The 12,334-nt window shown below is 39.8% G+C and carries 12 protein-coding genes; 8 read left to right on the top strand and 4 right to left on the bottom strand.

What is annotated here, in order from left to right; all coding sequences use genetic code 11:
• The first annotated feature begins 5 nt into the window (after positions 1–5).
• Positions 6–1,424, top strand: coding sequence for an amidohydrolase family protein (locus MB14_RS00595; RefSeq protein ID WP_084375904.1), 1,419 nt, complete (start codon positions 6–8; stop codon positions 1,422–1,424).
• Between the two features lie 622 nt (positions 1,425–2,046).
• Here the strand turns inward: MB14_RS00595 and MB14_RS00585 are convergent.
• The 3 genes from MB14_RS00585 to MB14_RS00575 form a co-directional block, all read right to left on the bottom strand.
• Positions 2,047–2,850, bottom strand: a complete 804-nt coding sequence (locus tag MB14_RS00585) for an SUMF1/EgtB/PvdO family nonheme iron enzyme (RefSeq protein WP_084375903.1) — start codon at positions 2,848–2,850, stop codon at positions 2,047–2,049.
• A gap of 81 nt (positions 2,851–2,931) precedes the next feature.
• Positions 2,932–3,321, bottom strand: a complete 390-nt coding sequence (locus MB14_RS00580) for a VOC family protein (RefSeq protein ID WP_062587607.1) — start codon at positions 3,319–3,321, stop codon at positions 2,932–2,934.
• 158 nt (positions 3,322–3,479) lie between these two features.
• Positions 3,480–4,013, bottom strand: coding sequence for a YfiT family bacillithiol transferase (locus MB14_RS00575; RefSeq protein WP_062587605.1), 534 nt, complete (start codon positions 4,011–4,013; stop codon positions 3,480–3,482).
• A 90-nt stretch (positions 4,014–4,103) separates the two neighbouring features.
• Here MB14_RS00575 and arsC point away from each other — a divergent pair, with 90 nt between their 5' ends.
• Complete coding sequence (gene arsC, locus MB14_RS00570) at positions 4,104–4,445, top strand: arsenate reductase (glutaredoxin) (protein ID WP_062587602.1); 342 nt, start codon at positions 4,104–4,106, stop codon at positions 4,443–4,445.
• A 127-nt stretch (positions 4,446–4,572) separates the two neighbouring features.
• Here the strand turns inward: arsC and MB14_RS00565 are convergent, their stop codons facing one another.
• Positions 4,573–5,958: a type III PLP-dependent enzyme domain-containing protein gene (locus MB14_RS00565; RefSeq protein WP_062587599.1), complete on the bottom strand. Its 1,386-nt coding sequence runs from the start codon at positions 5,956–5,958 to the stop codon at positions 4,573–4,575.
• 361 nt (positions 5,959–6,319) lie between these two features.
• Between MB14_RS00565 and MB14_RS00560 the strand changes: the two genes are divergently transcribed.
• The 6 genes from MB14_RS00560 to MB14_RS00535 all read left to right on the top strand — a co-directional run bounded on the left by MB14_RS00560 (position 6,320) and on the right by MB14_RS00535 (position 12,270).
• Positions 6,320–7,294 carry a deoxyhypusine synthase family protein gene (locus MB14_RS00560; protein WP_172796092.1) on the top strand — a complete coding sequence of 325 codons (975 nt, stop codon included), beginning with the start codon at positions 6,320–6,322 and terminating at the stop codon, positions 7,292–7,294.
• A gap of 16 nt (positions 7,295–7,310) precedes the next feature.
• Entirely contained in the window at positions 7,311–8,261 is a 951-nt protein-coding gene (locus MB14_RS00555; protein ID WP_172796091.1) for an arginase, read from the top strand.
• A 2-nt stretch (positions 8,262–8,263) separates the two neighbouring features.
• Positions 8,264–10,069, top strand: coding sequence for an arginine--tRNA ligase (gene argS, locus MB14_RS00550; RefSeq protein WP_062587594.1), 1,806 nt, complete (start codon positions 8,264–8,266; stop codon positions 10,067–10,069).
• A gap of 1 nt (position 10,070) precedes the next feature.
• Positions 10,071–10,583, top strand: coding sequence for a glutathione peroxidase (locus MB14_RS00545; RefSeq protein ID WP_062587592.1), 513 nt, complete (start codon positions 10,071–10,073; stop codon positions 10,581–10,583).
• A 6-nt stretch (positions 10,584–10,589) separates the two neighbouring features.
• The gene (locus MB14_RS00540) at positions 10,590–11,483 is read left to right on the top strand and encodes a 1,4-dihydroxy-2-naphthoate polyprenyltransferase (protein WP_062587590.1); all 894 of its coding nucleotides are present in this window, start codon (positions 10,590–10,592) and stop codon (positions 11,481–11,483) included.
• Positions 11,484–11,550: 67 nt separating this feature from the next.
• Complete coding sequence (locus MB14_RS00535) at positions 11,551–12,270, top strand: Crp/Fnr family transcriptional regulator (protein ID WP_062587587.1); 720 nt, start codon at positions 11,551–11,553, stop codon at positions 12,268–12,270.
• The last annotated feature ends 64 nt before the right edge of the window (positions 12,271–12,334 follow it).

The raw sequence follows: 12,334 nt of genomic DNA, 5'->3' as shown, positions 1-12,334 counted from the left end.
TGACTATGAAAAAACTCTCTCTATTACTCTTTACTGTCTTTCTCTTTTCTTGTTCCACTTCAGAAAGGATGAAGCTTGATTTGCTGATCGATCACGCCAATGTGGTGGATGTAAAAACGGGTCATTTGATGTCTGATCAGCAAATCGGGATTCGAAATGACACCATTATTTTTGTTCGCGAAGCTGGAAACAATAGTGACTACACCGCTGCCAAAACCATTGACGCTACAGGTAAATTCGTTATTCCTGGGCTTTGGGATATGCATGTGCATTTTAGAGGCGGGGAAGAACTGATCCGAGAGAATAAGAATCTACTTCCTTTATTTATTGCCAATGGCGTTACGGGTGTTCGCGAAGCTGGTGGTGATATGACTTCTGAAATTTTTAAGTGGAGGAATGAAATTAAGTCGGGTAAACTTACTGGTCCAGTGATTTTTACTTCTGGGCCAAAGTTAGATGGCCCACGCGGAACATGGGCGGGTTCAATTCCTGTGACAACCAAGGAAGAGGTAATTCAAGGCGTTGATTCACTCGAGAATATGGGCGTGGACTTCATCAAAATTTATGACAGTACTATTTCTAAAGAAGCTTACATCTGGATTATTGAGGAAGCCAAGAGGAGGGGAATTACCACTTCGGGCCATATGCCTTTTACCGTAATGTTGGAAGATGCCGTAAATGCGGGCTTGGGTTCTGTTGAACACCTTTATTACATTCTTAAAGGGGCTTCGACCCAAGAAAAAGAAATAACACAAGATGTAATTGATGGCAAGGCTGGCTTCTGGGGTTCTATGGATAAGCTGATTGCCACCTATGATGAGACTCAAGCACAAACCGTTTTTGACATGTTGAAAACGCACAATACTTATGTGGTACCTACCAAGCATATTGGAAATACCCTTTCCTATTTAGACAGGGATAATCACGAGAATGACGAGTACCTTAACTATGTAGGTGATGGGATTATAAAAACCTATCAGGGGAGAATCAGAAGTGCCATGCGGGCGAATGAAAAAGCCATTGCAGAGCGGCATGAGCTGAACAGTACTTTCGAAAAGTTGATCCCTAAAATGCAGGCTGCTGGGGTTTCGCTTTTGGCGGGTTCCGATTCGGGCGCGTCTAACTCCTATGTATACCAAGGTCTTTCACTTCACCAAGAATTAGCGGCTTTGGTGGCGGCTGGTTTAACACCTGCCGAAGCACTTCGTACCGCGACTATCAATGGGGCTAGATTCCTTAAGGTTGAAAATTTTTACGGATCGGTGGAGGCTGGTAAATCTTCTGATTTACTGATTCTTGATGCCAACCCTTTGGAAGATATTTCCAACACTCAAGGCATCAGTACACTAGTGTTAGGGACACAAATTTTCTCTGGGCAAGATTTAAAAGGGATGTTGGAGCAGTTGAGGAAGACTAACAAATGAGTTTAATACATTATTGGTTTAGCATGGATGCGCACAACTGCGCTTGTTCACTGAGAAGTGAAAAGTAAATGTGTTGACTTGGTTTTTCTTCTTTGGTAGAGTCAAAAAGATAAATTGTTTGAATAGAAACAAGAACAGTTGCGTATTGGCATTTCCCATACCTATAGCCAGTTCTGGTTGACCCAATTCGATTGCCTAATTCATTTATCACTTTAATTTTTAGGTCAATATCTTTGACTGAAGATGAGGTTCTAAGAATATATGTTGAATCTATTTTTAGCTTTTTCGTCCATTGAAAATGTGAATGTATTTCAGGAGCATTTGGTACATCCGTTAATATATAGATCTTGGTGGGTTCCCCTATAACCTGAACTTCGATTGATCTAGAGCTATATAGAAAAAAGAGAAGGGTAAAACTCAAGGCTACAATACCAATTTTATTTTTAGTACGGTTAGTCTTCCTCCTAAAAAGAAGAGCTAGTAAGGAATAGATTAAAGCGTAGCCTAAAAACCTAAGAGAGCCACCCCATGTTGGTAAAAAAAGTAGAATTGAGAAGATAAAGAAAAACGAAGCCGTACCCGATAATAGGTTGCTGAATGCCCGTTTTACAAAACCCTTCATTTACTCAATAATTTCAAAAATACATCTGAAACCAAGCCAAGCCTGAGGGGTGCTGTATTCTGATTTTTTATTGAAGTCGGCTCCAGTGCTTTTGTTATTCCAGCTTCCGCCCATGGCTATACCTTGTTCAGAAGTCATTTCAGCTACATTGTCGTGTAAGCCGAATAAGCCTAGCTTTTGATCCATGGCTGAGAAAACATCGTGGACTTTGCTACTGCTGTTGAGTACATCGTTCTTGCTTGTTTTAAACTCCTTTTCATAAGCCGCAGCAATTTTTTCTACTTGTTTGAGCATTCCTTTTTCTTGGGTCATAAATCTCATTCTAGACCACTCGGCTGGAGTGGGTAATCTGAATTCAAATTCTTTTGGGAAATCCACTCTATCCCTTTCGTCCATTTTATCCAGCTCCTTTCTGAAAGCTTCCGTCCTCCAGGCTGCAAACTTTACCGCTTGGTCGTAGCTAACGCCCACCATTGGAGCCAAAGCAAAAGTGGTGGTTTCAAAGAATAATTCAGAAATTTCAGTAGCCGTTTTCCCCGGGTAAAGCTGCTCCCAAAGTTTCCAATCGGGTAAGCTGGAAGTGTATTCAGTCCCAGTAACACCATACTCCTTTTTCAGGTCTAGCAGATAAATTTTATACATCCGTCCAGATACTTCGGCCATGTCCATGCATAACTTGAAATTCATGGCCAAGGTGTTTGAAGCACATATGTACTGTCGGTCTTGATCACATTCTATGCAGTTGGGTTCAGGACTGATATTCGAACCGAAGAAGAGAAATAGGAGTGGGAAAAGAGCTTTCATAGGTTGGTTTTGGAAAAATAAACTTACGAAGAAATTTCCTTTTCAGATCGAAGGCTTATTTGGTGATTTTGTTTTGTGACCTTAGGCCTCGCTCGGCTCAAAAAGTGCACAAACTGCGCCCGCAGGGTCTTCAATAAAACAGTAGCGGCCCATACTGCCAGCACTCTTGATATTCGTAACCAATTTTCCGCCATTGGCCGTGCATTCCGATCTGCTTTTGTCCAAATCTCTTACATTGATGTACATCATCCATTGCGATGGGATGTCACTGTTGCCCCCACGCTTATGGCATACCCCAGCTTTAGGTTCACCATCAACTGTCATGTTGTAGTCATCATAATCACCCATCGAAACGGGCTCGGGCTTCCATCCTGTTACTTTGGCGTAAAAGTCTTTTACTTCTGTGGCGTTGGGTACGGTTAAATCAAACCAGCCGATGGTTCCGTAAATTGATTTTTTACTATCGCTCATTTTCTTTTTTTCTTAAAACTGTCTATTTGTTTGGGTTTGATGGTTGTACTAAAGTACCAAATTCTAATTTTCCCTATTAAGGAACTCTCCAAGAGTTTGTACTTTATGGTGCATCAAGCTGATAAGTCCTTACTAACTCTTGGAGAGTTTTTGTGCACCTATTTCCAGCCCATTCTTTCTCTTAATGAAGTAATATGTGCCGTATGGTGGTCGCCATGCCAAGCATACATGGCCGCTACTGTTCTAAGTACATAAACCTTGTCTCCTTCTGGATGAATGTATTTCCGATTGAAATCTTCTTCCGACATGTTTTTTAGTAAATGAACCCAACGCTCATGTAAGTTTGCAAGAAGGTTTAAAGAAACCTCTAAAGGCACATGATTTTGATAGGATAGTTCCGCCCAAGCTTTCTCATCATAGGCTTTTATTCGAGGAGAGTTTTCGGTTAAAGCCCAATGGAAGCGGATATAAGCATTCATATGGCTATCTGCTACATGGTGAATTACCTGCCTAACCGTCCAGCCTTCAGGTCGATAAGGGCTATTGAGTTGCTCTTCTGTTAAACCTTCAATCGCTTTTTTGAGTTTTTCAGGCGTGTCTTTTATTCTGTTAATGTATCCGTCAATATCAGAAAGCGTAATATTGGAAGGAGGATCAAATTTTCCGATTGGATAACGTAAGTCAGCGGTCATATTTCTATTTTTGAAGTATTAGTTCAAGCTGATTTTTGAATAAGCAGCATACTTTAAAATTGCTCAATTAGAAATTTAAAACCTTAAAATATGTTGAAAATATATCATAACCCACGCTGCCAGAAAAGCAGGCAAACACTTCAGTTAATTGAAGAAAGTGGTGAAATGCTTACCATAGTAGAGTATTTAAAAGAAACACCCTCAGAAGATCAATTGCGTGAAATTCTAAAAAAGCTAGGAATGAAGGCTGAGGAAATTGTGCGTAAATCAGAGGCTGTTTATAAAGAGCAGTTCAAGGGTAAAACCCTAAGTGAGGATGAATGGATTGCAGCGATGGTGGAATACCCAAGCCTTATTGAAAGACCAATTGTGGTAAAAGGAGATAAGGCTGTTCTAGGTCGCCCACCAGAAAATGTAAAGAGTTTGCTTTAGGCCAATCATAAAAGAAAACGGGAACTAGAATGTACAAACACTCTAGTTCCCGTTTCTATTTTTTCAATGAGAAGATGAGGACTTCTGTGCAGTTAAACACTTCCGCACTTCAACACTTCAATACCTTTTAGTATCCCAAAATCTTCAACATACTTTCTTCGATTTGCTCTGCGGCAAACACTCTGCTTCTTATTTTTCCATTTTCATCATGGTCAATCAAAACATGTTTAGGCGCAGGAATCAAGCAATGCTGAATACCACCATAACCACCCAATGATTCCTGGTAAGCACCAGTATGGAAGAAGCCAACATAGAGGTTTTCGTCTTCTTCAATCAGCGGCATAAACACTTCAGAAGTATGGGCTTCGGAGTTATAGTAATCCATACTGTCGCAAGTAAGCCCACCCATATTTACCTTATGGAAAGGATGATCCCATTTGTTGATGGCCAGCAGAATATACTTTTGGCTCAAGCCCCAAGCATCAGGCAAATGAGTAATGAATGAACCATCAATCATGTACCAAAGCTCTTTATCGTTTTGTAATTTCTGATCAAGAATAGAGTAGATAAAGGCACCACTTTCACCAACGGTAAAGCTTCCAAATTCAGTAATGATATTCGGAACAGGCACATTGCTCTTATTACAAATCCATTTGATGTTTTCTACAATTTGATCTACCATATACTGGTAGTCATATTCGAACGTAAGCGAAGTCTTAATTGGGAAACCACCACCAATGTCAACGGTATCTAGCGTTGGGCAAATCTTTTTAAGCTCGCAGTACTTGTACATAAAACGGCTTAATTCGCTCCAGTAATAGGCGGTGTCTTTAATTCCAGTATTAATAAAGAAGTGAAGCATTTTTAATGATGCTCGGCTTCCTTCAATATGTTCTTTGTAGTAATCAGTAATGTCGCCATAGCGAATTCCCAAGCGTGAGGTATAGAATTCAAAATTCGGTTCCTCATCGGCTGCTACACGAATGGCTACCTGAAAATCCTCATTGATTAAATCTTTATACACATCCAATTCATTCATGTTATCCAAAACAGGAATACAATTGGTAAAGCCGTCATTAATCAGCTCAGAAATATATTGGGTGTAAAGTGGCCTTTTAAAACCGTTACACACAATTAGAATGTCTTTGTCAATTTTTCCTTTAGCGTGTAGACTTCTAACAATTGGAATATCGAAAGCCGAAGAAGTTTCTATTTGACAACCATTCTTGATGGTTTCGTCTAACACAAAGCTAAAGTGAGATGACTTTGTGCAATAGCAATAAGTATAGCTCCCTTGGTATTTGTGTTTCTTAATAGAAGTTTCAAACCACTTTTTAGCTTTCTGTATATTTTCTGAAATCTTGGGTAGATAAGTTAACCTTAGTGGCGTTCCGTGTTCTTTAATAATGTCCTTTAGTGGAACATCATGAAATTCTAAGTATTTGCCATTCACCTTAAATTCTTCTGTTGGAAAATCAAAGGTCTGGTCAATAAGGTCAAAATAACTTTTCATCTACCGCTTTTACAAAATTCGAAAGGTGCAATATTAGAAATTTCTAAACTTTTAAAAGAAAGCTTGCCAATCAAATGTTAATTCTTAAGTCAAAAAAAATATGCTTGGGCTTACGAGAGACTATATTCTTTTAAATCTTTGTTTGACGTTTAAGGCTAATAAATTGATAATAAATTACTTGTAGGCCTGTTTTGCTTTCCCCACTTCTTTTTCTGAGCTTGTATGAAAAAGATAGATTAACGGGCTTTCAGAGAATGGTTTTTGAATATGAAATAGTCAGCGAATTTTAGCAAATTGCAGGCCGTTCAGTGACAAAATTTAATCTGAATAGAACTAGAACGTGTATAAAAATTAAATGAATATGTCTCAGAAACCGATATCCGATTTTATTGAAAAGCATTACCTACATTTTAACGCTGCCAGTTTGGTTGATGCCGCCAAAGGCTACAATACTCACTTGGCCGAAGGCGGAAAAATGATGGTGACACTTGCTGGTGCTATGAGTACTGCTGAATTAGGGAAATCGTTTGCTGAAATGATTCGTCAAGATAAGGTAGCCATCATTTCATGTACAGGGGCTAACCTAGAAGAAGATATTATGAACCTTGTAGCGCATTCGCATTACAAAAGGGTTCCGAATTATAGAGATTTAACCCCTCAAGACGAGTGGGATTTATTAGAGCAGGGCTTGAATAGAGTGACCGACACCTGTATTCCAGAAGAGGAAGCATTCAGACGTTTACAGTCTAAAATTTTTAAGCAATGGAAAGGTGCCGAAGAAGCAGGAGAGAGGTTTTTACCTCATGAGTACATGTATAAAATGTTGCTTTCTGGTGACTTAGAGCAATACTATGAGATAGATCCAGCCAATAGCTGGATGCTAGCCGCGGCTCAAAAGAATATTCCAATCATTGTTCCGGGCTGGGAAGATTCTACTATGGGAAATATTTTTGCTTCCTATTGTATTAAAGGTGAGTTGAAGCCTTCCACCATGAAGTCGGGTATTGAGTACATGACATTCTTAGCTGATTGGTACGTGAAAAATTCAGAAGGAAAAGGAGTGGGCTTCTTCCAAATTGGTGGAGGTATTGCTGGTGATTTCCCTATCTGCGTAGTGCCAATGCTTTATCAAGATATGGAAATGGATAAAATTCCTTTCTGGAGTTACTTCTGTCAAATTTCAGACTCTACAACAAGCTATGGTTCATATTCTGGCGCTGTTCCAAATGAGAAAATCACATGGGGTAAACTAGATATGGATACCCCAAAGTTTATCATTGAATCGGATGCTACAATTGTAGCGCCATTGGTTTTTGCATACGTATTAGGTTGGTAATTAAAGTATTAAGATCATGAGAAAGATTCGCTTAGTTGAGGTAAGATCGGAGTTAGCGGCTGGTACACGAGGAGCGAGTTTGGGAATTGATGCCATGAAAGTGGCAAGCTTGAGCAAGCATTCCGACTTCTTTTTACGTTTTCAGCCCATAAGGGTGAAAAACGAAAATGAGCTATTGTTTCAAGAGCCTAAGTTTAAGAATGCAAAATACGGAGAAGGTGTTTATACAGTTCTCAAACGTGTTTGTGATGCGGTAAGCGATCTTCGTTCTGAAGGTTTATTTCCTATAGTTTTGGCTGGCGACCACTCTACTGCTGCTGGTACAATTGCAGGCATAAAAAAGGCTGATCCTGATAAACGTTTAGGCGCCATTTGGATTGACGCACATGCCGATTTTCATTCGCCTTATACTACTCCTTCTGGCAATATGCACGGCATGCCCTTGGCCATGGCTACGGCTATTGACAATATTGAGTGCGAGCAAAACGACATTGAAGAAGAAACAGAAGCCCTTTGGGAGCGCATTAAATCTATTGGAATGCGTGGTCCAAAAATGAAGCCTGAGGATGTCGTTTTTATTGGCGTTCGCGATACTGAATCTCCTGAAGACTACTTAATGGAAAAGTATGGAATCAAGAATTTCACCACTGCCGAAGTAACCGAAAAAGGTATTCAGCAGGTTTCGAAAGAAGCTTTGGAGATATTGAAAGACTGCGACCAAATCTACATTTCATTTGATGTAGATAGTTTAGACACCTCCGTTTCTATGGGTACAGGAACTCCAGTTCCAGAAGGGCTTTCAAAGGAACAAGCCTTAGAATTGAATATCGAATTAATTAAAGATAAGCGTGTTTGTTGTTGGGAAATCGTGGAGGTTAACCCAACTTTGGACACCGAAAACAGAATGGCCAATAATGCCTTCGAAATACTCGAAGCCACAACTGCGTCATTGATCCAGAATTTCTAGGAATGGAATTACAAATTAAAGAAGGAATCTCGGCTGCGTTTGCAGCACTATACAATCATACAATTTCTGCTGAAGAAATTGCTCTACAAGCCACACGAAAAGATTTTGCCGGAACTTATACCTTGGTCACCTTTCCTTATGGAAGGATTTCTAAGCTGAACCCTGAGCAAACAGGGCAGGCTATTGGAGAGTATTTAAAAGCAAATCTTTCTAATGTAGTGGCCGATTATAATGTGGTGAAGGGATTTTTAAATCTAGAGCTTTCAGAAGGGTCGCAGGTAGATTTGTTTGGCAAAATTTTTAATGGAGCAAATGTTGCCGATTCTCCAGTTTTTAAAATTGAAGATAAAGACAAAACTGTGGTGGTGGAATATTCATCACCAAACACCAATAAACCACTTCACTTAGGTCATCTCAGAAATAACTTCTTGGGTAATTCGGTAGCACGAATTTTAAAGGCTGATGGAAACAAAGTAGTGAAAGTGCAGATTATCAATGATCGCGGAATACATATTTGCAAGTCGATGGTGGCTTGGCTCAAATTTGGTGAAGGCGAAACACCAGAAGCAGCAGGCATTAAAGGCGACCACTTGGTAGGTAAATACTATGTGGCTTTTGATAAAGCCTATAAAGAAGAAATTGCTGCATTTGTTGCCGATGGAATGGAAAGAGAAGCTGCTGAAAAGCAGGCTCCTATTTTTGTAGAGGCCCAAGAAATGCTATTGAAATGGGAGGCCAAAGACCCTGAAGTTTATGCCCTTTGGGAAAAAATGAACGGTTGGGTGTATGCTGGCTTCGAAGATACTTATCAGCGCATGGGCGTTGATTTCGATAAACTTTATTACGAAAGCGAAACTTACCTGATAGGCCGAGATCGCGTAATGGAAGGCCTGGAAAAAGGAGTTTTCTATAAGAAAGAAGATGGCTCTATTTGGGTTGACCTAACGGACGAAGGTTTAGACCAAAAACTATTGCTCAGAAGTGATGGTACTTCGGTATACATGACGCAAGATATTGGTACAGCCATTATGCGCTATGAAGATTACCCGGACCTTTCTCAACTCATTTACACCGTAGGAAACGAACAAGAATACCACTTCAAGGTACTTTTCTTGATTCTGAAAAAATTGGGTTATAAATGGGCAGAAGCCTGTTATCACCTGTCTTACGGCATGGTAGACCTTCCTTCAGGAAAAATGAAATCGAGAGAAGGAACCGTAGTAGATGCTGATGACTTGATTCAGCAAATGGCGGATACCGCCAAAAGCCGAACCGAAGAATTAGGTAAGATTGAAGGTTTTACGGAAGAACAAGCAAATGCCTTATACGAGACTTTAGGTTTGGGGGCGATCAAGTACTTCTTGCTAAAGGTAGATCCTAAGAAAAGAATGCTTTTCAACCCAGAAGAGTCTATTGAATTTCAAGGCAATACTGGTCCATTTATTCAGTATACATATGCTAGAATCAGTGCTATTGTCCGCAAAGCTGTTCAGCTCGATATTGATATTGCGGCCATTGATTACAGCCAGATTACCGATTTGCACGAAACTGAAAAGGATTTAATTTATGCTATTAGCCAATACCCAGAAAAGTTGGCTTTGGCAGCAAATGAATACTCTCCAGCCGTGGTTGCTCAGTACGTTTACGATATTGCTAAAGAATATAATCGCTTTTATGCCGAAGTGTCTATCTTCAGTGAAGACGATGTAGAAAAGCGTAAATTCCGTGTCGGACTTTCTGCTTTGGCGGCTGAAACAATAAAAGTAAACATGAACTTATTGGGAATAAACGTCCCAAACCGCATGTAATATGAGTTTCTGCTTAAGCCTAATTTTATTCATCAATATTTTCAACCCAAAACCAGAAGAAATGAGTTTCTACGACTTTAAAATGAAAACCATTGAGGGAAAAGAAATTTCCTTGAGCGAATTTAAAGGTAAAAAGGTGTTGGTGGTGAATGTAGCTTCTGAATGTGGCTTTACTCCTCAATACGAAGACCTCCAGAATTTACACGAAGCATACGGAGATAAAATTGTGGTTTTGGGCTTTCCTGCTAACAACTTTGGCGGTCAAGAGCCGGGTTCAAACCTAGCGATTCAGCAATTCTGCACGGCTAAATTTGGTGTTACTTTTCAAATGTTCGAGAAAATTTCAGTGTTGGGGAAGGACAGAGCACCACTTTATGCGTGGTTAGAGAAAGAATCAGGCAAAGCACCCAATTGGAATTTCTGTAAATACTTAATTGATGAAAAAGGGAAAGTGATTGCTTTCTTCCCCTCATCAGTAAATCCATTGGACGAGGCTATTACAGGAACTTTATAATCAAAAATGAAGCATTGGGTTAAAGCTTTTAGGCTACGTACGCTCCCTTTGGCCTTGGCCAGTATAGGAATGGGCGCTTTTTTAGCTGCTTCTTCTGGTCAGTTTAACGGAGGAGTTTTTACGCTTTGTGCATTAACCACCATTCTACTTCAGGTATTGTCAAATTTGGCCAACGACTATGGCGATTCAGTTCACGGAGCTGATGGAGCTAAAAGAACAGGGCCATCAAGAGCGGTTCAGTCGGGTGTTATTTCATTGAAAGCCATGCGAAATGCGATTATTCTATTTTCTGCCTTATCGCTTCTTTCGGGCATTGGTTTGATTTATTTGGCTTTTGGCTGGTCGCCTCAAGTGTTTGGCTTCTTTTTGGGATTAGGAGTTTTGGCCATTCTTGCTGCCATTACTTACACTGCTGGCTATAAACCTTATGGTTATATGGGCTTGGGTGATATCAGTGTCTTAATTTTCTTTGGGCTTGTTGGTGTAATGGGGTCGGCCTATTTGTATGAGCAAGAATTGAAGTGGGAGTATTTGCTTCCAGCTATTTCTACAGGGTTATTCTCAGTAGCTGTGTTGAATGTAAATAACATCCGCGACATTGAATCCGACAAGGAAGCGGGTAAGATTTCCATTCCCGTTCGAATAGGTAGAAAAAAAGCCGTGATTTATCATTGGTTTTTATTGGTTACTGGCTTTGCATTAGGACTTACTTATGTCTTAATGAACTATACTAGCTATTGGCAATTGATTATTGTCTTGGCTTTGCCGGGCTTAATTAAGAATGCCAGAGCGGTTAAAATGCACACCGAATCATCCAAAATCGACCCATTTCTAAAACAAATGGCCTTAACTACTCTGCTCTATGTCATTCTTTTTGGAGTGGGGCAATTGGTGGGCTAGAATGTTAAAAATGGTGTTTGTTTATCTTTTAATACTTCTATATCTTTAAGTGTAATAGTTGTCCTTTATGTCGGTAAAAAACTCGAAAATTCAGCTTCAGTGTATAGCATGTAAGTCTAGAGGAGAATCTCATTTCTCTGATCTAAAGGATGAAGATTTAGAGATTCTGAGTGAACATAAATCGTGTGTTACCTATAAGAAAAACCAAACCTTATTTTATGAGGGAACCCGGCCAATGGGGATTTTCTGTATCAATAGCGGAAAGGTGAAGGTGTTTAAAATGGGGTCTAACGGCAAGGAGCAAATTCTTTTTATTGCTCAGAAGGGTGATTTTTTAGGTTATAGGTCTTTACTGAGTGAGGAGTTTTATGGCGCATCTGCAACAGTGTTGGAACCCGCAGCAATATGCTTTATTCCTAAAAGTGATTTTTTAAAAGTACTCCATTCTAACCCAGAATTTTTTGGCAAACTTATGAAAGCTGTTTGTCACGAATTGGGAGTAATGGAAACCAAGCTTGCACAGCTTTCGCAAAAATCGGTGAGAGAAAGGCTGGCAGCTACCATACTTATGCTCAAGGAAACTTACGGCATGGAAGGAGAGGGCAGCGAGGTTATCGATATTGTATTGAGTCGAGAGGATTTGGCTAATATTGTAGGTACTGCTACAGAAACCGTAATTCGTTTACTTTCCGAGTTCAAATCAGATAAAATGATTGCGTTGGAAGGAAAGAAAATCAAGGTGCTTGATGCCGATAAACTAATTCATGAGGCCGATTTCTATGGCTAGAAAACATGACATTTGTCATGGTTTTCGCTGATGCGCATCAACACAATCTCAGCTCCTTAAATCT

The sequence above is a fragment of the Roseivirga ehrenbergii genome (assembly GCF_001593005.1).
Classification (GTDB): Bacteria; Bacteroidota; Bacteroidia; order Cytophagales; family Cyclobacteriaceae; genus Roseivirga; species Roseivirga ehrenbergii.
The sequence above is the reverse complement of the archived record's forward strand: the minus strand, read 5'-3'. Positions and strand labels throughout refer to the sequence as shown.